Annotated in this window: 20 protein-coding genes; 2 read left to right on the forward strand and 18 right to left on the reverse strand. The window is 65.3% G+C overall.

Annotated features, from left to right (window positions below):
• Positions 1–4: 4 nt before the first annotated feature.
• Together BCL79_RS02990 and BCL79_RS02995 are read left to right on the forward strand one after the other, a co-directional pair.
• Entirely contained in the window at positions 5–322 is a 318-nt protein-coding gene (locus BCL79_RS02990; protein WP_147433839.1) for a hypothetical protein, read from the forward strand.
• Positions 319–528: a hypothetical protein gene (locus BCL79_RS02995; RefSeq protein WP_121037192.1), complete on the forward strand. Its 210-nt coding sequence runs from the start codon at positions 319–321 to the stop codon at positions 526–528. The genes BCL79_RS02990 and BCL79_RS02995 overlap by 4 nt, the downstream gene beginning before the upstream one ends.
• Here BCL79_RS02995 and BCL79_RS20375 read toward each other — a convergent pair.
• From BCL79_RS20375 to BCL79_RS03085, 18 genes are all read right to left on the reverse strand, one after another.
• Positions 481–3,387 (reverse strand): hypothetical protein, encoded by a 2,907-nt coding sequence (locus BCL79_RS20375; RefSeq protein ID WP_220668893.1) that lies wholly within the window; start codon positions 3,385–3,387, stop codon positions 481–483. The two genes, BCL79_RS02995 and BCL79_RS20375, sit on opposite strands and share 48 nt — an antisense overlap.
• A gap of 104 nt (positions 3,388–3,491) precedes the next feature.
• The gene (locus BCL79_RS03005; protein ID WP_121037194.1) at positions 3,492–4,721 is read right to left on the reverse strand and encodes a hypothetical protein; all 1,230 of its coding nucleotides are present in this window, start codon (positions 4,719–4,721) and stop codon (positions 3,492–3,494) included.
• Positions 4,721–5,368, reverse strand: a complete 648-nt coding sequence (locus tag BCL79_RS03010) for a hypothetical protein (protein WP_121037196.1) — start codon at positions 5,366–5,368, stop codon at positions 4,721–4,723. Before BCL79_RS03010 ends, BCL79_RS03005 begins: the two co-directional genes overlap by 1 nt.
• Before the next feature lie 3 nt (positions 5,369–5,371).
• Positions 5,372–6,070 carry a hypothetical protein gene (locus tag BCL79_RS03015; RefSeq protein WP_121037197.1) on the reverse strand — a complete coding sequence of 233 codons (699 nt, stop codon included), beginning with the start codon at positions 6,068–6,070 and terminating at the stop codon, positions 5,372–5,374.
• Positions 6,070–6,561 carry a hypothetical protein gene (locus BCL79_RS03020; protein WP_259462089.1) on the reverse strand — a complete coding sequence of 164 codons (492 nt, stop codon included), beginning with the start codon at positions 6,559–6,561 and terminating at the stop codon, positions 6,070–6,072. The genes BCL79_RS03015 and BCL79_RS03020 overlap by 1 nt, the downstream gene beginning before the upstream one ends.
• On the reverse strand, positions 6,558–9,320 hold the full coding sequence (locus BCL79_RS20240; protein ID WP_183073650.1) for a hypothetical protein: 2,763 nt from the start codon (positions 9,318–9,320) through the stop codon (positions 6,558–6,560). The genes BCL79_RS03020 and BCL79_RS20240 overlap by 4 nt, the downstream gene beginning before the upstream one ends.
• Positions 9,320–10,108 carry a hypothetical protein gene (locus tag BCL79_RS03030; RefSeq protein WP_121037198.1) on the reverse strand — a complete coding sequence of 263 codons (789 nt, stop codon included), beginning with the start codon at positions 10,106–10,108 and terminating at the stop codon, positions 9,320–9,322. Before BCL79_RS03030 ends, BCL79_RS20240 begins: the two co-directional genes overlap by 1 nt.
• On the reverse strand, positions 10,105–10,854 hold the full coding sequence (locus tag BCL79_RS03035; protein WP_121037200.1) for a hypothetical protein: 750 nt from the start codon (positions 10,852–10,854) through the stop codon (positions 10,105–10,107). The genes BCL79_RS03030 and BCL79_RS03035 overlap by 4 nt, the downstream gene beginning before the upstream one ends.
• Before the next feature lie 65 nt (positions 10,855–10,919).
• Positions 10,920–11,486, reverse strand: coding sequence for a hypothetical protein (locus tag BCL79_RS03040; RefSeq protein WP_121037202.1), 567 nt, complete (start codon positions 11,484–11,486; stop codon positions 10,920–10,922).
• A gap of 55 nt (positions 11,487–11,541) precedes the next feature.
• Complete coding sequence (locus tag BCL79_RS03045; RefSeq protein WP_121037204.1) at positions 11,542–11,784, reverse strand: hypothetical protein; 243 nt, start codon at positions 11,782–11,784, stop codon at positions 11,542–11,544.
• Positions 11,785–11,838: 54 nt separating this feature from the next.
• Positions 11,839–12,885: a phage major capsid protein gene (locus tag BCL79_RS03050; RefSeq protein ID WP_121037206.1), complete on the reverse strand. Its 1,047-nt coding sequence runs from the start codon at positions 12,883–12,885 to the stop codon at positions 11,839–11,841.
• Between the two features lie 196 nt (positions 12,886–13,081).
• Entirely contained in the window at positions 13,082–14,218 is a 1,137-nt protein-coding gene (locus BCL79_RS03055; RefSeq protein WP_121037209.1) for a hypothetical protein, read from the reverse strand.
• Positions 14,219–14,300: 82 nt separating this feature from the next.
• A complete protein-coding gene (locus BCL79_RS03060) occupies positions 14,301–14,690 on the reverse strand; it encodes a crAss001_48 related protein (protein ID WP_183073651.1) in 390 nt (129 codons plus the stop codon).
• 12 nt (positions 14,691–14,702) lie between these two features.
• Positions 14,703–17,006 (reverse strand): hypothetical protein, encoded by a 2,304-nt coding sequence (locus BCL79_RS03065; RefSeq protein ID WP_121037212.1) that lies wholly within the window; start codon positions 17,004–17,006, stop codon positions 14,703–14,705.
• Positions 17,007–17,057: 51 nt separating this feature from the next.
• Positions 17,058–18,434 (reverse strand): PBSX family phage terminase large subunit, encoded by a 1,377-nt coding sequence (locus BCL79_RS03070; protein ID WP_121037215.1) that lies wholly within the window; start codon positions 18,432–18,434, stop codon positions 17,058–17,060.
• Complete coding sequence (locus BCL79_RS03075) at positions 18,431–18,886, reverse strand: ubiquitin carboxyl-hydrolase (protein WP_121037218.1); 456 nt, start codon at positions 18,884–18,886, stop codon at positions 18,431–18,433. The genes BCL79_RS03070 and BCL79_RS03075 overlap by 4 nt, the downstream gene beginning before the upstream one ends.
• Positions 18,876–19,115 carry a hypothetical protein gene (locus BCL79_RS03080; protein WP_121037221.1) on the reverse strand — a complete coding sequence of 80 codons (240 nt, stop codon included), beginning with the start codon at positions 19,113–19,115 and terminating at the stop codon, positions 18,876–18,878. Before BCL79_RS03080 ends, BCL79_RS03075 begins: the two co-directional genes overlap by 11 nt.
• The gene (locus tag BCL79_RS03085) at positions 19,112–19,312 is read right to left on the reverse strand and encodes a hypothetical protein (protein ID WP_259462090.1); all 201 of its coding nucleotides are present in this window, start codon (positions 19,310–19,312) and stop codon (positions 19,112–19,114) included. Before BCL79_RS03085 ends, BCL79_RS03080 begins: the two co-directional genes overlap by 4 nt.
• Positions 19,313–19,385: the final 73 nt, after the last annotated feature.

The following is a 19,385-nucleotide window of genomic DNA, read 5'->3' on the forward strand; positions in this document are numbered from 1 at the left end:
GGCCATGCCCTGTCGCCTGATTGCCACTATCGCGTTGACGCTCCTCTTTTCCGGCTGCAAGAGTGAGCCAGAGGTATGGACCGCGTTTGTCTATCCGCCGGGACAGTCACTGGCGGCTGAAGATGCGCACCGGGCCATTTACGGTAGGTTCTCAACCTTCGAAGACTGCCAGTCTGCCGCGATCGGATCATTGCGGCAGCACCAGAACGCTTTGACCGATGAACAGACTGACGAGCTGGGAATGGGCGAATACGAGTGCGGTGTTGGCTGCCGCTACGAGAGCCAATACGACCTCTACATGTGCAAGGAGACACGCAAATGAGCGCACCCTGGGATAAGCACACCGTTTCGCCCGAGGCCGAGCGCCTTGTGTCGCGCAACCAGGCCGAACTGAACCTGGAGCGCTCGATGCCTAAGCGCTGGTGGCACGACATGCTGTTCGGCTGGGCCGGGTGGGCCGTCATCGCACTGGTCGCGGTGTCAGTTTTCGCCTTGGGCTGGCTGCTGCTCTCGGGCCTGACTCAGTAGTTCCGCAGCTTCAGCGATATCTTGGTCGCCCTTCTCGGTTGCGATTCGCTTCAAAACATTGATCTGCGCCGGGAGTGCTCCGATCGGCAGTTCCGTCGCCTTCGCAAGCCACTTGACCCAGCTCGGGTTCGTAACAAGCCGCGCCGCAATATTGGAACCAACGCCGCCCGCACCGAGCCAAAGCGCCGGCGCAAGGTTCCCCGTCATGATCGAACCGCCAAGACCGCCCCAGTAGGCGAAGTTGGACCCCTGCCGCGCAGTGCCGGATGGGTTCGCCAACGCTTTACCGCCATCCTTGATCCGCTCAGCGACCTTCGAAATCTTGTCCAGGTCCTGACTGAAGCCGGGGCCGTAGCGGTCAAACAGCGCCCGGCGTGCTTCGGGGCTGGTCTTGTTCCAGTTCGTCAGGAACGTGGCGGCGCTGAACGCATCACCAGCGGCGTCTTGGGCGCCCGGATTGGCCAGGCCCATGCGGCGCAGCGCCGCCGCAGTGACCGCCTTCTGCCCCTCTTCCGGCAGCGACTGCATGACCGAACGCAGCGTGGACCCGCCATCTTTAACCCCGCCCATGACCGCCTGGTAGATTTTCTCTGGACCGCCGTTGCGGTCGATCACGCGGTCAATGTCGTCGATTCGAGTGGCGCGCGCGTTGAAGTAGCGGTTGGCGCGGTCCAGAGCCTGTCGGGCCTCTGGAGTGGTCGCCGCCGCCTCCATGTCCTGGCTCAGCGCGGCATACACGGCCTTCCACTTACTGCGCGGCACGTCGGACACCAGCGAGGTGTTCTCCAGCTCCCCGCCGACCAACGTCCGCAGCTTCCGCAGTGCCTCGTAAGGCAATTTCCCGTCGATCTGGCTGGTCAGGTAATCGTTGACCTGCTTCTCCACGTAGTCGCTGCCGAAGTTCTGTTGATTGATGGCCGAGTCCGGCGTCACACGCTGATCGATGGCCTGCGGCGACATCACCTGCGCGTCGAGGTCCGCCCGCGACATCATCTGCGCCTCGATATCAGCCTGCGTCGGCAACCGGGCATCGATGCTTGACCGGGTAGGCACCTGGCGGGCGATTTCCTCGTCGCTGATGACCGGCATGAGGGTCTTGCTGGTCTCGGGGAACATGGCGCGGCGCTGGTTTTCCGCAATGGCAGCCTGCTGCTGAGCCCGCAACTCCAGCTGCAACTCGTCCGCCTCCTGATACAGCTGCGCGCGCCGCCCCTCGATCATGCTGGCCATGCGATCGCGGACGCGATCCTGCTCTGCCGTCAGAGCATTGCGCTGGTTGCCGGCTTCGGCCACCAGATTCTGCCGCTGTACGTTCGTCTCCTGCGCAAGCTCTGCACGCCGCAGCTGTGCCTGCTCCGTCAGGTCGGCCCGCATTTGGTCCACCTGGGCGCGCATCCCCGGCCGCGACAGCACGCCTTCAATTCCGCCCGCATCCTTGGACAGGGCGCTTTCGATACCTTCGAGGCGAGCGTTCTGGAAGAAGCGCGAAACACTGGGCGCGCCCGGGATTTCCTCGTTCAGGGAGGCCAGTGCGGCGCGTACGTTGTCGATGCCCACGCGCTCGTTGTTCGGAAGCAGGCCGTCCAGCCGATTGTAGAGCTGGTCGGCGCGTTCGCGGCTGGTGCGGATAAAGCCACCCTCGCCGCGAATGCCCTGCTCGATCGCGCGACCAGCGCGTTCAGCACTGGGATTCCGGAACAGGCTATCCGCCTGCTGCTGCAGACCGGACCCGATAGCGTCAGCCTGGCGATCGGCAAATCTCGCCATGACGCCCGCGCTTGTCGGCCCAGCGCCAAGCAGCGTTTCAGCGCCCTGCCGGGACCAGGCACCCGTGCCCTGCCCGACCGAAGGCGTAGCGCCGAGCACCCCAAAATCGTCAATGGCCTGCGCCAACTGCTGGCGGTTGCTCTCACCCCCTCGCAGAGCGCCACGCAGCGCCGCAGGTGCGCCGGCCGTGACCAAGGACGGCCCAAGTCCACCCAGCAGCCCGGCGGCGATCTGCGCCCCCGCGCCGCCACCGCCCTCGCGCACTGCTCCGCTCGCACCCGCCCCGGCGCCAGCGCTGATCGCCTGCAGTACCGGCTGTGCCGTCAGAATGTCGCCGGCCCGCCCGCCGAGAGTGGGAGCGTTGGCCGCCACCTGCTGCAGCGGAGAAGCGGCCGCGCGCGCGGGATTGATCAGCGCCCCTTGGCTTGCTGCGAGCGAAGCACCGGAACGGCCAGCGTTGAGGCCGGCACCAGCGCCAAGAGTCAGGCCGGTGCCGGCGATAGCCTCACCCACATCGCCAAGCACCCGGTCGCCAGCCGTCTGTGCCTGAGGCAGACCCAGGGTGTCGGCCAGTCGGCCGGCATTGTCGCGGAAGCTGGCAACGGGACGCCCTGTTACTTTCGTTTCCAGGGCGCCGAGCGCATCGCCACCGACGGCGCCAAGCAGGCCTCCACCCGCCTGGATGATCGAGCGCAGGCCGAACATGGCGTCGCGGACCTTGCCTGCTTTCCAGCCATCCGCCTGCCGGCCGTCCGCCGTTGAATCGACAGTAGCGGTGACTCCGGAGAAGTCTGGTGGAAGGGCGTTCACCGTGCCGAGCGTGGGAATCGATTGGTCCTGGTACTCGGTCCAGGGGCCATCCGCGTACATGTCAGCCTGCTGGTTATGAAGACTCTCCGCGTAGGCGGTTGCATTCTCGGGGGTGTCGAAGACGCCGAGATTCCGCCCAGTTTTCTGGTAAGCGGCGATCGCATCCTCGTCACTCAGGATTCGGCCGTCGTCCGAAACGGTCGGGATTAGAACCTCGTTGCCATCGAAGTTTGCGGAGATCGAGCGGACAGTGGAGATTGATCCATCCGGATTGCGCACCACCGGCCGCTTCGTCAGGTCTATGTTCCCGGCCGCACGTTGGCCACGAGCTAGCTCGGGCGCAGATGAGGCCTGCTGGTACTCCTCCCAAGGCATCGGACCCGCCATTAAATCTTCTCCCAACTGTTGCGATCAGCGGGATTGCCGCCGCGGAACCGGTATCCATTGCGGACCGTTCCTGCCGCTGGCGCCCCGCCCTGAGCCGGCAAGCCCTGCGCGCGCACCGGCGCAACAACCGAGGGTTCGCCCAGTGTCGGTTGCCGCCCGTAGTTCCCATTGATCAGAGCCTGCTTTCGCTGCTGCAACTCGACAGCCCGGCGGTTGAACCCGGAGAGACGCTGAAGCGCAGATGCAACCGTCTTCTGGTCGCTTGCCCCCATGAGCTCTTCTGCTGCACGCTGCGCGTCGCCTTCGGTCTGAACACCCTTGTTGAGCCGCAGCGACTCGTTGACGATCTTGGTCAGGTCAGCTTGCCATTCCTTGCGAGCCACGTCGGCGTCAGTCGACATGTTCAGCGAAGTGCGCAAGTTGGCGCCAAGCGTGTCCGCAGGGCCAACCTTCAGCGTTCCATTTTTGATGCGCTCTGCATTCTTCTGGATGATGTCGTTCAGCACTTCGGTGCTGCCAAGAGCATCCTCAATGCCGAGCAGCTCCTTCAGCGCTCCCACCGGAAGTGTCTTGTCACCAAGCGTTCCGCCTGCCGCCTTGCCACCGGGATTCCACTGTCCAGTACGCTGCATGCCGAACTGCGCCGCGTCGATGCCGGCCGCCTGCCGAGTGCGCGCCGCGGATGCATTGGAGCTGTTGGCACTGGCGTAGCTTGCCGCCGCACGGGCAGCGTCTGCAGCCATTCCGGCCCGGCCCTGCTCCGTGGTCGAGATACCACCCCCGCCCTCGCGGAACTGGTTTCGAATGAGGTTCTGGCCTTGGACTGCGGCCAGCTCCTGCGGGCCATTCGCCACGCCGAGCATCGACGCGTTGGCGCCATCCCAATCACCCAGGGTGGCCCGATTCACAGCATCGCGCCGGTAGGTCGCCCCCTCGATGTCGCCCAGGGTCGAGAAGTCGAGCTTGTCGTTGCCCCTGATCCCAGCCGTGATGAGCTGGTTGGTAGCGTCAACGTCGCCAGCCCTGTAACGAGCCATCAGCTCTGGGGTGATCTGGAAACGCTGGTCGTTCAGATCGTTGGCGAGAATCGCATCCGATCGCGACTTGCGCGCCTGCTGCAGCGCCTGTTCGACCTTGTAGGCCCGGCCAAGCTCGTCGTTGTACGTGCCCCGGGTGTTCCCGAAGAGAGCGCTGCCGAGCACCTGCCCAGCGCTGTACGGATCGGCCATTACGCCCTCCCCATGGTCATGGGGTCGTAGACCCCGTAGTAGTTGGCGCCGAGCTGCGGCGAAGAGGCTGCACCGGCCATGCCACCACCGCCGGCCATGGCGCCGCCGGCAGCAGTAAGGCCGCCAGCGATCAGGTCAACCTCCGGGCGCCGGCGAATCTGGCGCAGGCGCAGCTGGTCGATGTAGCGCTGCCCGGCGCTCTCGCGCGCGGCCAGGCCGATATCGGTGGCGAGGTTGCCGTAGCCGAACGCCTCGCCCTGCCGCTGCATCTGCGGGGCGTCGATACGCGACATCAGGCCGGCGGTCGTCTGGGCGCTATCTGCCGCGCCGGTACGCGCCGCGGCGCTGTCTGCCTGGAACGCGGTCCCGCCCACCGGCGAGCCGAAGCTGCCGTCGGTCTGGCGCTGCCCACGGCGCAGCGTCTCCATGTACTGACCCAGCCGCTGGGCGCGCTCGTCCTGCGCGGTACTGGCTGCGACGTTGGAGATTTCGTCGTTGACGCGGCGATCGACGTCCTGCTGCTTTCGGGACTGGCTGAGCAGGCCCTGCGCCGTGGCCTCGTCCTGCTTGCGCAAGACGTTCTGGGTTTCCTGCTGCTGCATGGCGGTGCCAGCGACAGCCAGGGCGATTGGAATGAACTGACCCATGGCTCAGGCGCCTCCGCCGTAGAGATTGAAGTTGGCATCGCGGTTGGCCTGCCGACGGGCGGCCTCCTCGCGGCGCTGTTTGACGAACCCGCCGATCGTGGCGAACTGGTCGCCCAGCTGCTCGCCGTAGGCTTGCGACTTGGCGCTCTCGAAGTTGGAGCGCAGGCCGGCCGCCGCCTGAGTCGCCGCGGTGGTCGCGTCAAGGCCGGAGGTCGCCAGCTGGATCAGGCGCGCGCGTGCATCCTGGTCGGCTGCCTCCAGCTGCGCGCCGGCGCCCTGCGCCCTGCTCTCAACATTGAGCAGGCCGCGGTTGTAGTCGTCGGCCATCCGCCGGTTCTGGTCCACGTTGACGCTGCCGCCGGTGAGGCCGCCTCGCGCCAGCGAGAACCGCAGCTCGCGGCTGGCGTCGGTGTTCTGGCGATTCAGGTCCTCCAGCGCGCGCGTGCGCACCGCAGACACGAAATCGCTGATATCGCGCTCGCGGGTCGGGTCGTTGAAGACCTTGTTCACCCGCTCCTGCGTCGCCTTGATGTTGGCCTGACGCTCCATCTCCAGGCGCGCGGCCACGTCAGCGGCGGACTCGCCCTGCTTCTGGGTCTTCGTCAGGCCGAGCGGATCGAGCCACTTGCCCGCACCGGACTTCTGGATTGTCCCGGTCGGGTCGGCCCAGTTGCCCTTGCCGATATTGCCGCCGCCCGCCATCAGGCCTTCTCCTTGGTTCGGGAAAACACCACCGCGTCCGCGCCGTTGGCGCAGTAACCGCGCAGGGTTGCCTCTCGCGTGTAGCCGAGCGACCGCTCGTACCACTCGAACGTCTTTTCACGGCCGGCCAGCCCGATGAGCTGCAGTCGGTGCACCTCGGGGCGCGCCAGCATCCGGTCATTGAGCCTGCGGGTGACCTTCGTGATGGTCCGCCAGTGCTTCTCCCATCCATCCATCGTTCCGAGCTGCCAGCCCTCCCAGACGCCCGGGCGCACCTGCCAGAACCCACCGGCCACGACGGGCACGTTGTCGGCCAAGATGACGAACTTCGGTCCATACACCGCCGCCATGCGCAGGACTGCCGGCTGCGGGTCGTACTCGGTATCACCGGTGACGGCCAGGTCCTGCTCGATCTCGTCCGGACGCATGTGTCGCGCCAGATAGGCGAGGTCTTCGATCAGAACCTGTTCGGACGTGATGATATGGGTCACGGACCGTTTCCAAAGTCATAGAAGGACAGCTGCGACTGCTGCAGGCTCCAGCGCTGACCTGGCGCAAAGTCAATGCGCAGGCTGAAGGTCGGGGCGGCCATCGGCAGCGGGATCACACCACCCGGCAGTGTGTCCGGATCAATGGCATATGGCTCGGTGAAAGCTGCCAGGTTGCGCTGGTCATATCCGATGCTCACGCTCGGTGCGCCTTGGCTCACGATGTCGAACCCCTCCATCATCTTGGTCACTCCCGGCGTGCCGAAATCGAGCCATGGCCACTGGACCGCGCCGCCAAACGGGATCGCCTGGCCGCCGACGTCATCGCTGACCGCAAAGTCCGTAACAACGCTTATTTCATCGCCGTGGCGCACATACAGATCGTTGCCGAGTTGCGTGAACGCATCAACGGAGAACGGGAACAGATAGCGACTCCACGCCCCCTTTTTCCCTGATCCAACCATGGTGTAAACAAATACAGTGGAACTATGCGAATAGACCTTTCGTTCAGGCCGATATTCGATACGGCCGACCCAGTTGCGGCACTGGATGTAGCAGGACTCGTCATCGAAAAGAACTCGCGTCGCTTCGGCCCCATCCATCGACGCATGCAGGACTCGGGGACCTGCTAGCGTCCAGCTGACGATGTTGGCGAACTGAGCGCCAGCAGCCGCACCGCCCGGGATAGCCGCATATATGGCACAGATGGTGTCGCCGTCTATGCCGAACCCACGGAAAGCGCTCAGCGTCAGGCCGAACGCCCGTTCATGCACCAGAACGAGGTCTGCGGAGTACTCCTGGAACCGACCGTCCTGCGTCACAACAAAAATGCGGCCGTCGCGCGCTCTCGTCATCCAAAAGCGTGGGTTTACTGTGGTGCCGACACCTTGGACTACCGCTGATTGGGGGATGGCAGCGCCGGTAGGGCTCAACGGGAACCTGTAAATCACGTTGTTGGCCTGCGAGGTCATACGTACGCCGATGTAGACCTCCGACTCAGTCATCCAGACGAGACCGCCATACTCTGGCGCGTACCCATCCTCATTAAACCACCAGGAAGCGGCTTTCCCCTGCGGTTGGTAGTAACCGGTGTACAGACCTCCAAGAATCGTTTTGCAATAGCCAAACTGGCCATCCGCGCTGATCCCAACACGGCTCTCGTTCATCGCGCGCAGATAGAGCCGGGCATCGCCAAACGTAGAGCCATTCCAAATGACAACTTGGCTTTCGTCGTTGGGCGCGAGGAGGTAGTTGTAGTGCCTGTAGCCGAACGCTCCGCTCGGAGCCAGCGTGTCAGGCGAATAAGCAGCGCCGATCCCCCCACTCTTCAGCGGGTAGATGTAGGCGCTTTTGTATGTGCCGCTCAAGGTCAGGGTGTTTGTGACCGAAACGCCAATGACACCGGGGATTACGCCGGTCTCAGCAGGCGCGGGAACTTCGGAAATCGAAAGCCAGTATTGGCCGGCACCTGGGTAGTAGGTCCCGACCACCTTCCCCCCGTTCTGTTCGCCAACTGCCATTGCGGCACGGATCAGCGTGTCGATCGGTGCCCCGACGTCGCCCGCAGATAGATTCTCTGCTGCGTTGGCGATACCGACGGTCCTGACGCCAAGCTGGGACAGGTAGAACATGTCATTTGCAACCGGGATTGCTGCTTTTGGCCATACAGAGCCAATACCATCCATCTGGTCGAGAATTGCCATCGCCGCAGGGTCGGGATCGACTTGCCAGTTCTGGAAACTGCTGGCGTTGAAGGCGACCAGGTTGGCGCGGTACTGCTGGAGCACGGCCATATCGTTGGAGTTCGCCTGCTGCAGTCCGGTCGGCAGGTATCCGGCGTCATCAGCAGTACTCCAGTCCAAGGGGTTGGCAGTGGCACAGAACTTGACGATGTCCTTGTCCACGGCAAAAACCTTGCTCGCCACAATCGCGACCACCTTCGAATTGGGGCAGCGCTCATCCTCGACGCGCCGGGATACTGCCTCCCAATTGATAGTTCCGTCTCGCACCATGCCACCGATGCCATTTGGCCAGGTCGGCTCGGTTGCGCCGCTTACGTACCGCGGCGATGCCGTCCAAGTTATGCGACTGGTGGTGACCGCCTCCCAGATGACGTCGTTGTCCACAACCTGCAGGCCCAGGATGCCCGGCCAGGCCGGCTCATTGGCACCCGAGGTGCCCGATTCGGGCTGCACCGCGCGATACACCAGTCCATTCGGCAGTCCAGCGCTGGCCCCGGACACGGAGAGGTTGTCGCCGAAGATCGCATGGTTGTGGTCGGCGACTGACGTCAGGTGGATTGCCGCGCGCGCGTACGCCGCGCCAGCAGGACACACAGCATCGACCTTCGACTGATGCCAGGCGCCGCCCGAGCCACTGTCGACCACATTGCCCTTGTCGATCGACAGCTCGACGTTGGTGGCGCTGTACCAGCGGACCTCCGCCCAACCGGCAGTGGCACCGGCGACCGACGCGCCCTGCTGGATCATTGCCGTGGCCGTCAGCGTGGCGCCTACGGGCACAACCAGCTGCGCGTTGTTGAGCGCCACGCCATCAGGCTGATTGCCGGGGAGCTGTACGCACCCGCCGCCGCCATAGCCGCCTGACGCCGTGTAGGCGGCCGAACCGCTGAAGGTCCAGCCCGTCGCTCCGGCGAAACCGCCGTTCGTCACCTGCGGGTTATTCGGCGCCGGCGCGGTGACAGGCTGCACCAGATCGCCCGGGAGGTAGAAGTTACCGGCCTGCCAGAAGGGAGCAGCCATTATTGAGCCGCCTGGGAGCCGCTGCCGGAGCTGCCGCTGAACTTGTAGCGGTCAACGATCTGCGGCGGCAGCGAGATGTTCGGGTTTTCCGGGTCGATGGCGGCGGGAACGGCCACGTCGCTGTCCTCGAAGGTGGTGGCGCCATCCGCAGCCGGCCACGCAGGCTCCGTCGGGCCAGACTTGGGAGACGGGCCGAACACGTCGGTCGCGGTGTATTTGAAGCCGTTGTCGACGGTCGGAACGATCACATCGCCGAGCGAGCGAGCCACGTTCTTCACCCAGACCTGGAAGGACTGCGTGCCACTGGACAGACGGTAGGCGATGCCGTTGGCGGCGCTGGGCGTGACCAGCGCGCCGGGCAGATAGGACTTATTCGGCTGCCAGACGGTGCCGCGCTCGAGCCAGTAGTGGAAGACGTCGCCGTTGGCGAACTCCGGCACCACGTACAGGTAGCCGAGGAACGGCCCAGCGAAGTGGATGTCCTTGAGCGGCATGTCGGGGATCGAGGGGTGATTCAGCACTTCGCACTCGACCGTCGGCGATGCGGCGGGAATCGTGCGGGTAACGTGGCTGAAGACGATCAGCTTTCCGTCGTAGGCGCACATGCCCTTGGTCCCCTCGGGCAGCGTGATCTTGTTCTGCGTGCCAGGCCGCTGCCGGATGACGCCAGCCTGATCGACGTAGCCGTCCACCAGGTCATAGAGGGTGTTCGGGTCCGCGCCGCCCTTCGTGCGCAACCGGTTGATGCCGCCCTTGGCCGCATTGAGCGTGACGAGACGGCCGGTCATGCGAATGGCACCTCAGGCTTCGGGGGCACATAGACCCACGGCGAGCCGACCGGCGGACCCGGGATGTAGCGCGCCGTGGCGTGCGTGCCAGCAACTAGGTTGGCGATCATCACCTCCAGCTGCTGGACGTAGGTCTGCGCGTCTGCCTGCCGGTAGTGCTGCTTGCCGTTGTAGAGCGCCAGCAGGAACACGATCTCGCTGTCGATCGTGGTCTTGTCCGTGTCCTCGGTGAAGCGGTCGAGGTCGAACTTGCCCTTGATGACAAGGTTGCCCAGCGTCTCGTCCGGCGCCGGCGAAATCTCGATGCAGTTGCGGAACTCGTAGCGCTGCGGCAGGCCCGTCAGCTCGTTGGTCGTGTACGCGCGCGGGTTGATCCCGGGCAGCATCTCGCTCCACACGCCGTCGCGCTCGCGTCCGACCCACGTCACCTGGCGCGGGTTGATGATCTTGGAGCAGGACTGCGGGGCGCTCTGCTCGTCGTTGTCGGGGTAGTCGTACAGGCGCTGCCCGGCCACCAGCGGCCAAGAGAACCAGCGTTCCGTCTTGAACTCTCCGTTCGGACGGCGGTAGAGCGCCACCTGGGCGCTCTGCAGGATGTCGTTGAGCAGCTCTTTCATGCCCGGAGGCGGGTTGGCCGCCTGTGCAGCGAAGCCCAGCCGGACCATCAGCCGCTTGCGCAGCTCGGCCAGCGTGGCGTTTCCGTCATTGCTGGCGCAGGCGCACTGGATGGGATCGGTGATGCTCATGGGCCGCCTCTTGAAGGGCGGGCCAGGTTCCCCCAGCCCGCCGGATTGCTACTTTCCGCGGTGGATCAACCGCCCAGGGTGCCGTGCGCGCCGGCCTGCGCCGCGTCGTACAGCGCCTGCAGCTCGGCCTTCGGGGCGTTGCCCTTGTGCTCGACGCCCAGACGGGTCAGTTCCTCGCGGAGTTCGGCGTGGGACAGCTCCGGCTGTTCCTCGCTGACATCGGCAGTGCCGCCGGCCTGCGCCGCGTTGGCCGACTGCTGCCGACCCTTCTGGCCCGGACGCGCCGGCAGACGGCTTTCGACGACAGCCTCGGACTGCTTCGAGAACGTGTCGCGGCCCTGGACCATGCCGAGCTCCTTCGCCACGTCGGCAATGCCGCGCGGGAAGACCTGATCGACGATCGGGCGGTACTTGTCGCCGTACTTGGTGACGAGGCGCTGATACTCCTGCGCACCATTGTTCGGCAGTTCGATGGCGTGATAGTCGTCGTTGAGGACGGTGATGTTGTCCTCGCCATGGATCAGCTCGAGGATCGGCACTTCGTGCTCGAAGAACGAGTCGGTGATGGTCACCTCCGAGCTGCGCTGGATGGCGATCTGCTGCAGGGTGACAACTACGGTGTCGTTGCTCATATTCCCTCCTCGGGAATCTGTGAGCGGCCCTGTCGCGCAGGGCCGCGAAGGGGGATCAGCCGGCCGACATGTAGACCGTGCCGGCGGCGGACAACTTGATCCACTGCGGCAGGTTCTGGACTTCGGTCTGGCTGTTGGCGGCCAGGGTGGCGAGCGTGGTGTAGGTGCCGGCCTGCGTATCGGCGCCCTGCAGCGTCGCCGCGGTGCCGGTCAGGTTGGCGAACGTGGCGCTGCCGCCGCGCAGGAACGGGCTGGTGCCAGTCTTGAAAGCGGTATCGGTGACGGGAGTGGACTTCATGGGCGGTTCCTCTGTATCCGGGGGAAAGCCCCGGCCGAAGCCGGGGCTACCAGGTCAGGCGATGGACAGCACGGCGTGCGCGTTTCGCTTCTTCGCGGTCAGGCCGTACTTGCTGGTCTGGGCGTAGTAGGTCACGTAGCGATCCGGCAGCTTTTCCGGCTTGCGCTTCTTCATCCACTGGCCCGGCAGCGGACGGAACTTCAGGAAGTTCTCGTTGATGAAGTAGCAGCGCTTGGTCCACGGGTAGGTGATCGCACCCAGCTTCGCGTCGAGCAGTTCGAAGGTCGGGTCCCACACCACCTCGAGGCCCTTGTAGTAGACCGTCGAGACGCCCGGATCGAGCGCGGTGCCGCCCTTGGGGGTGACGATGATCTGCCGGTTGACCTCGATCTTCGCCTCAGCCTTGTAGGCGTTGAGGAAGGCCTGGCCGCACACGATCTTGGTCGGCAGGCCGCCGCCATAGCGCATGCAGGCGTCCCACATGGCGTCCATCGCAGCCACCACGCCATTCAGCGGGATCGCCATGCTGGCGTTGTTGCGCCAGTAGGTGCTGGTGCTGGCGTTGATGCCGCCGACCACATCGCCGGTGCCAGGGGTGGTGGAGATGATGTGGTCAAGGCCGGGGACAGCCTTGGCGGACTGCGAGCCGTTCTGCAGGACTTCCAGCGCCAGACCTTCCTGCGTGCCCTGCTTGAGGGCCTGCCAGCTGGTCTTGAACAGGTTGACCAGCTGCACCTTCTCGGTCGAGCTCGGCACGGCGACGCCCTCGTCGTCGATGCTGATGCCGTTGGCGATCAGGCGGTCCTCGTCGAACCAGAAGCCCTCGTGGTTGCTGTAGTACTGGAACTTGGCGAAGCGGTTCGGGTCACGCTCGTTGTAGGTGACCTGGTCGGCGCCGCTGTAGTTCTGGTAGTTGCTGTCGTTGGAGACAAACAGCTTCTCGTTGAAGATGCCGTTGCCGAAGATCGACTCTTCCTTGCCCTGGATCAGGATGTCGAGGGTTCGGTGGGCGACAGTGATCTGGTCGATCGGGTCGTTCTTGGCGTAGCTCTCCAACGTGTAGTTGGCGCCAGCCGCAATCTGTGCGGTGCTGAAAGGCATGAGGGTGTCCTCGAATGGGGAATGGTTTTGAGATGTCCATCCACGTTCGAGGGGGCGAGGCCTCTTACTGCCCTACCGGGCGCGACTCCGGCGTACTGCATGCGTGGCGCGGTTGTCAGCCGCAGGGGTAGATTGCCCCCACAGTGAAACGCGTCAACGGATACAAGAAACCCCGCCGGAGCGGGGTCTTGTTGGGTCAGGCTGCAGCGTTGTTCGCCTGCTCGATGCCGAAGTCCAGCGCCTTCATCGGGTCATCGAACGCCGGGGCCATCGCCGGGCGCGGACCAGTCGGACGCAGCGGGCCGGGTCGCGGCAGTGCAGGGGCGGCGGGAGCCGCAGGAGCAGCGGCCGCCGGCGCCTGGATGCGTGCATACGCAAGAGCCGTTGCCTGCGGCCACTGACTCGGATGCAGCGTGGCGCGGATGTGGGCCACGGCCTCGTTGAGCGCCGGTCGCTTGGCCAGGTAATCCGGGTCCCGCGCACGTGCATCAGCGTCGAACTCTTGCAGCCAAGCAATGCCGCCCTGCTCCGCCTGCTGCTGCGCCTGGCTCTGTTCCTGCTCACGCTGCTGGGCCTGCGTGGTGACGGCCGACTTGGCGCGCTGGCCAGCGATCTCGACCGCGCGCGCCTTGGGCAGATCACCCGCCTCGACTTCCGCGCGGAGGTCCGGATGCGCGGCAAGCGGATCGTGCACCCCCGGGACTTCCTTACCGAGCATGGTGGCCAACACGCGGAGTTCCTGCTCCATGACGGAGTAGGCCTTCTCCGCCGAGGCGACATCACCCTTGCTCGCCTTGGCGATCAGGCCCAGATAGTCCAGCGCCTGCCCGTACTGCTCGGGGTTGGCGCCGGTGTCCATCACCATCTTGACCATGTCCTCGCCCACCTGGGAGCGCTGGATCAGGTCGGGCAGCTTGGAGATGTCCTCGATGCCGGCCTGCTTCAGCGCGTCACGGATCGGGGCCAGCTCTTTGACGTCGGCGGCCAGGGCGCGGAACCGTTCGGCCGACTTCTCCTTCAGGCCGAGTTCGCCGATCTCCTTCTCGGTCTCTGCGTCCGCAGCAGGCGGCGCGGCAGGCTCGGTGGGCGGCACTTCCGGGTCCGCTGCGGGATCGGCCGGCGGCGGATCACCTGCGGGCGGGTCCTGCGGCGCCGGGTCGGCGGGTGCGGGATCAGCGGCCGGCGCCGGATCGACCGGCTCGGCTGCAGGGGCAGGATCGGGCTGGCCTTCATCGGCCGATGCGATGCCTGCGTCCAGCGCAGCCAGTGCATCGGCGGTGGCGTCTACCGGTGCCGGATCGGTGCCCGGCTGGATGTTGTCGTTCGGGTCCATCACTTGCTCCAGGTTGCGAATACCCGCCAGATGGCGAGCGAGAGTGGGTGGTGTTGCGCCGTCCAGGCGGTGTAGATGCGGCTCATGCGGCCGCCGGACTTTCGGGTCGCTCGTACTCGCCACGGGCGCGATACACACGGATCAGCAGCACATTCCAGTAGGCGATCATGCACTTGGCCTGCGTCACGAGATCGTTCCGTTCGTCCTCGGAAAGGCCGGCATAACGCTCCGTGGTCAGGAAGGCATTGAGTTTGGCGATCCGGTCGTCCAGCTCCGTCTGCTCGGCGACCATGCGTTGCACATGCGGCGGAAGGTGGCCGACGTGCCCCATGGGCAGGTATGCGGCCTCGAACGTGTCTTTCGGCGACCAGCTGATATAGCCGTCTTCGTACTTAACCGAATAGCCATCGACGCCGTCCTTCTGCGCCGGCCACGCCTCGATGATCTTGGTCCCTACGTAGTGCTGGGTCATTTCGTGCTCCTATCAGGCTGCGAGTGGATCGGCGGACGGATCACCGCCGGGAGGTGCTGATTCCATGGGCGGCTGCTGACCGCCAGGACCGGCCGCCGGCTGAGGCTGCGGCGGCTGGACAGGCTGCGAGCCGTCGTTCTGCGGGATGAGTTGGTCGATATCGATGCGCTCGCCGCTGCGTTCGGCGGTCAGGCGCATGAGCTGCTCGATGGCGTCGGCCATGGACTCGGGCGATGCACCGCGCAGCTGGCCGATCTGGGTGATGCCCTGCTGCAGCAGCGGCAGCAGGTTGGCCCACGACTGGCGCTCGAGCGCGGTGTTCGGCTTGCCGGACGAACCGGCCCGAATCTCGATGCGCACGAACTCGGTGAGGTCGTCCGGGCCCATGTACGGCGGCCAGAACGCCGACGGGCCGGCGATGAAGCGCACGTCCTCGTCGGTCAGATACACGCGCGAAATCTCGCAGGTGTACTGGGCAAGGTCGCTCAGGACCGATTCGAGGCTGTCGCGACGGCTGCTGCTGCGCGCCTGGAAGCCCTGCTGCTGGATGTCCGCCTCGGTTGCGGTCTTGGCCGTATTGACCGAGCCGGACAGCGCCTCCTGGATACCCCAGATGCGCTCAAGCTCGGTGGTGATACCGACGCGGCTGTAGACCGCCGGGTCCATCTGCGGGTAGCTGATTGGCATCAATAGGTTGCGCAGATCGACGTTCGGCTGCGTCGTCTTGATCGCCACGTACTCGCCGCTCTTGGCCTTGACCAGCTTCTGGACCTCCTCCGCCTCCATGGCGCCAGCGTTGAACCCCATCTTGGGGATGATGCGGCGGCGATGCTCAGCCTCAGCCGAGCCGATGCGGTTGTACTCGTCCATCAGCTTCGTGGAGCGGGTGACCAGGCTCTGCGGGTGGCGCTGGCCGTCGACCTCGGATGTGCACAGCACGAAATACGGATAGAACCGGGTCGTGGCCGGCGGGTTGAACCCCGGCTTGACCCAGTACGGCACGCCGGTGATGCCGGTCAGGACCGTGTTGCTTACCGAGTCCCACAGCTCGACCACACGCAGGAAGCTGGTGGCACCGGTGGTGGAGTTGGTCGTGTAGGCGTCGGCATCCGCCGCGGTGACGCCCTCGGACATGGCGCTGACGCTCTCGTCCTTGCCCATGCACGGCTTGCGCGGGTAGTACCTGGTCGCCTTGCCCAGAATCTCCTCGGCGCGGCCCTTCTCGTCGTACTGCGCGAGGTACGGGCCGAACTGCGCCAGAGCGTCCTCGTAGGAGATGAACGACAGTTCCCCGTTCCACGGCGCGTCGAGGTGGTTGGCGATGGTGAAGCCCGGCGCTACCTGGAAGTTCTCGCCGTCCACGTTGTCGATGACGTAGCCGCGGGCCACCACACGCTCGGCACCGCTTTGGATCGTCTCCAGCTGGCGCTCCAGATCAGCGATTTTGGCCTCCTGGTCATTGCCGAACACACCCTTGACCGTGTCCCAAGCACCGGCGATCACACCGGCCGAGCCATCTTCCAGCTCGGTCTGGAGCGCCCGCGCCCGCGAGATGTTCTGCTGAAGGTCGTTGATCGCCGTCTGCGTCTCGGGCGAAATCTCGGTCCGCTCCTGCCATGAGGCCTTGAGCACGCCGGGGCCGATCGTCAGCGAGGAACGCACCCACGGCCGGCCGCGGCGCTTGAGGTTGGCGTCCTTCCACATCTGGGTGCCGACCGCTTCCATCGTTTCGCAGAACTGCTTCATCTCGCGGGAGCGGCGGGCGTACTGCTTGCGCAGCTTCATCACCTCGATGCTCACCAGCTTGTCCACCCCGCCCTGCGCGGCGAATGAGTCCTGCGCCTGCTGGCTCTGGGCGAGCGCTTGGTCTTCCGGCACACCGGCGGCGACCAGCTCGACCGCCACGCGGCGACCAACTTCCATCGCCTCATCCTCAGCCTGCTGCTGCAGCTGGGCCATGAGCTGCTCGTTCGACTCGACCACGTCGCGCAGCTGCTCAGGCGTGGGCATCCGGTGCGCGGGCCCGGGCGTGACGTCGAAGTCCGGGTTGCGGGCGTAGAGGAACGACTCCTGGATGTCGATGTAGGTGCCGATGAGGTTGGCATCGACCAGGAACCCGGAGTCGCCGCGTGCCTGGCGACGGTCGCGGGCGTACTGCCGCCGGGCGTCCACGTCGTACTCCCGGGCCTCCTCAAACCGCGCCATCCAGCGCCTCACGTCCGCCTGCTCGCGGCTCAGCTTCTTGGCACGCGCAGGATCAGGGTCTGCGGCCATCGCAATGCCGGTTTCGAGGGCGGCAATCGGCTGGTCAGTCATGGCGGATTCGCGAGGTCATTTGTCCTCACGTTGCCCGTTCTGGCTATGGCTTCAACGGTAGTAGTTGGCTGCGCGCTCTTCGTCGGCGCGGTCTGCGGCATCGCGCTGGGCGAACCACTTGTCGGTGAACGCCGCCGCCGGCGCCGCTTTCTTCTCGGGCGGCAGGCTGCCGTCGCTCATCAGGTCCAGGCCGCGAGCCAGCAGGCTGCCAACGTCGACCATGTCATCCCGCTTGCCGTCCTCACCGGTGAAGGCGCACAGCTGGTCGATCAGGCGATCTCCCCAGTCGGTGTTGGGGATGTGCACCGAGCCGGTGGCCGCGCGGGCCGCGAAGCCCAGGGCGCGATCGGCCTTACTGCCGGCGCTGGCCAGGCCCTCACGGTGGATGAAGGTCTGCTTCTCCCGCATGGCCTTGTTGATGGCGCCATCGACCGCGCGCAGGATCACGCCCTTCTCCTCGAAGGCGATCAGCGGCTTGCTGCGGCGGATCATCTGGAGCCACGCATTGATCCATACGGAGGGGTCTTCCTGCCCGCTCCACCAGTCGGTGAACCAGATGTCGCCCACGTGGTCCAGACCGGCGCAGCCATGCTCGGTCCAATCGGGGTCGGCCTCAGGGTCGTCCGCGTCGGGCGCGCCGGCGTAATCGCTGGCCAGGTACTTGCGCAGTCCGCCCGGCTCCTCGCCCAGGTTGAAGCGCTTGAACCAGTGCCGCTTGAACAGGATCCCGGCCCTGGCGCGAGGCTGGCCGCCGAAGATGTGGTCGTGCAGGTCCTGCGAGATGGCCAGCGTCTTGAGCCGCTCCGTCTCCATGGCAGGGTTCCACCACGGGTTGTCCTTCCAGTTGATCTGGATGACGGTGGCGTCCGGGTCATCCCCCAGCACCCAACGCTTGTACGCGTAGTCATCTTCCTGGTCGGGGTTGAACGTCACCCAGATTTCGGCGCCGGTGGTGCGCACGATGGTCGGGATCAGCTTGTTCCAGCTGTTGGCCGAGACGTTGGACGCCTCTTCCACCCACACCAGCGTGGCCCCTTCGAACGACTTGATGCTGTCGGCCGTGTGGTCCTGCAGGCCGGAGAAGCTGAAGGTCGAGCCGGTCAGCAGGCAGGTGATCCCGTCCTCGGCCTTCTTGTTGATCTTGAAGTAGGCCGACAGCCCCATCCGGTGGATGTAGTCCTCGATCACCCGCTTGGACGACTGGCTGATCGACTTTTGGATTTCGCGCACGCACAGGATGCGGTGCTTGGCCTGCATCGAGAGCATGACCAGTATCTGGGCCACGCTGTGGGACTTGGCCGAGCCTCGCCCGCCGTACAGCACCTTGAACTGCCGCGGCTTCAGCACCGGTATCAGCTTGACCGGAAGCGTCAGCGGCGTATGCGGCTCCAGCTTCCGAGGCTGAGGCGGCTTGGCGGCCCGCTTCATTTGTCCCTGGCGGGCGGGGCCACCGGCATGATGTAGAACGGCGGCGGGGCCGGCAGCTTGTCGCCGTCAGCGTCAGCCAGCTGGACCTTCTCACCCCACTTCTTTGGCGTCCGGCGGGCCATCTGCCACTTCAGGACGTCGATCATCACCCGCTTCTGATCAGGCGGGATCTCCAGATCGAACGCGATTTCACGCATCCGCTCAGCGTCCAGCTCATCGCCCTGTTCACGCGCGCGGGCGTACATCTCGCGGAACTCGTGGCGCTCAGCCAGCCACCGATAGGCCGTAGCCTCTGACGGCATGCCCGGCTGCTTCAGCGCTTCTCGCAGAGTCTTGTGCTCAGCGATGAGGGTGCAGATGTCCGCCGCCAGCCTGGCGCTGTAGCCGTTCGGGCGGCCTACGGGCTTGGCGGCCTTCTTGGCCTTCGCGGCAGCTGGCTTTTTACTGGGCATTCCTCGCCTCGAACAGCTTCAGCGGAACCCCGCACAAGAATGCCTCACCCTTCCGGATGCTCTCCATGAAACCGCCCGGTGACCGCAAGATGCGGGTTCGCGCCGAGACGGCCTCCATCAGGCTGATCGCCTGCGTGGGCGTAACCAGGAAACACTCCGGCTTTACTCTGTGGTTCGCCTCATAGGCTCTGATCTGGTCGCACGCCCAGTCCATGATGGTGTAGGTCATGACGCCACCTGATCAGCCAGCCGCTCCCGGCCAGCCTTGGTCACAGCGAACCGGCCGCCCTTCTCCTGCACGTAGCCGTGGCTCACCAGTGCATCGAGCAGCCCGTCCCCACCCTGGTGGTGATCGCGCCACTCCTGCCGGTCTACCGAGAACTCGCCTGCGAGGTAACGCAGGGCCTGGGTGATCTCGTTCTCCATCACCGCAGGCCCTCCTCGGTCGCACGGGCGGAGATGGTCACGGTTCCGGGCTGCAACCCTTCCCCGCCGCCGC

This window comes from Stenotrophomonas rhizophila, from assembly GCF_003651185.1.
Lineage (GTDB): Bacteria > Pseudomonadota > Gammaproteobacteria > Xanthomonadales > Xanthomonadaceae > Stenotrophomonas > Stenotrophomonas maltophilia_Z.

Coding starts and splice junctions, on each gene's coding strand:
- BCL79_RS03030 (WP_121037198.1), bottom strand. CDS start 10,108: ATGACCGGCCGTCTCGTCACGCTCAATGCGGCCAAGGGCGGCATCAAC.
- BCL79_RS03010 (WP_121037196.1), bottom strand. CDS start 5,368: ATGGGTCAGTTCATTCCAATCGCCCTGGCTGTCGCTGGCACCGCCATG.
- BCL79_RS03050 (WP_121037206.1), bottom strand. CDS start 12,885: ATGCCTTTCAGCACCGCACAGATTGCGGCTGGCGCCAACTACACGTTG.
- BCL79_RS03075 (WP_121037218.1), bottom strand. CDS start 18,886: ATGCCCAGTAAAAAGCCAGCTGCCGCGAAGGCCAAGAAGGCCGCCAAG.
- BCL79_RS03060 (WP_183073651.1), bottom strand. CDS start 14,690: ATGACCCAGCACTACGTAGGGACCAAGATCATCGAGGCGTGGCCGGCG.
- BCL79_RS03005 (WP_121037194.1), bottom strand. CDS start 4,721: ATGGCCGATCCGTACAGCGCTGGGCAGGTGCTCGGCAGCGCTCTCTTC.
- BCL79_RS03080 (WP_121037221.1), bottom strand. CDS start 19,115: ATGACCTACACCATCATGGACTGGGCGTGCGACCAGATCAGAGCCTAT.
- BCL79_RS03040 (WP_121037202.1), bottom strand. CDS start 11,486: ATGAGCAACGACACCGTAGTTGTCACCCTGCAGCAGATCGCCATCCAG.
- BCL79_RS03070 (WP_121037215.1), bottom strand. CDS start 18,434: ATGAAGCGGGCCGCCAAGCCGCCTCAGCCTCGGAAGCTGGAGCCGCAT.
- BCL79_RS02995 (WP_121037192.1), top strand. CDS start 319: ATGAGCGCACCCTGGGATAAGCACACCGTTTCGCCCGAGGCCGAGCGC.
- BCL79_RS02990 (WP_147433839.1), top strand. CDS start 5: ATGCCCTGTCGCCTGATTGCCACTATCGCGTTGACGCTCCTCTTTTCC.
- BCL79_RS03035 (WP_121037200.1), bottom strand. CDS start 10,854: ATGAGCATCACCGATCCCATCCAGTGCGCCTGCGCCAGCAATGACGGA.
- BCL79_RS03085 (WP_259462090.1), bottom strand. CDS start 19,312: ATGGAGAACGAGATCACCCAGGCCCTGCGTTACCTCGCAGGCGAGTTC.
- BCL79_RS20240 (WP_183073650.1), bottom strand. CDS start 9,320: ATGGCTGCTCCCTTCTGGCAGGCCGGTAACTTCTACCTCCCGGGCGAT.
- BCL79_RS03045 (WP_121037204.1), bottom strand. CDS start 11,784: ATGAAGTCCACTCCCGTCACCGATACCGCTTTCAAGACTGGCACCAGC.
- BCL79_RS03055 (WP_121037209.1), bottom strand. CDS start 14,218: ATGGACCCGAACGACAACATCCAGCCGGGCACCGATCCGGCACCGGTA.
- BCL79_RS03015 (WP_121037197.1), bottom strand. CDS start 6,070: ATGGCGGGCGGCGGCAATATCGGCAAGGGCAACTGGGCCGACCCGACC.
- BCL79_RS03065 (WP_121037212.1), bottom strand. CDS start 17,006: ATGACTGACCAGCCGATTGCCGCCCTCGAAACCGGCATTGCGATGGCC.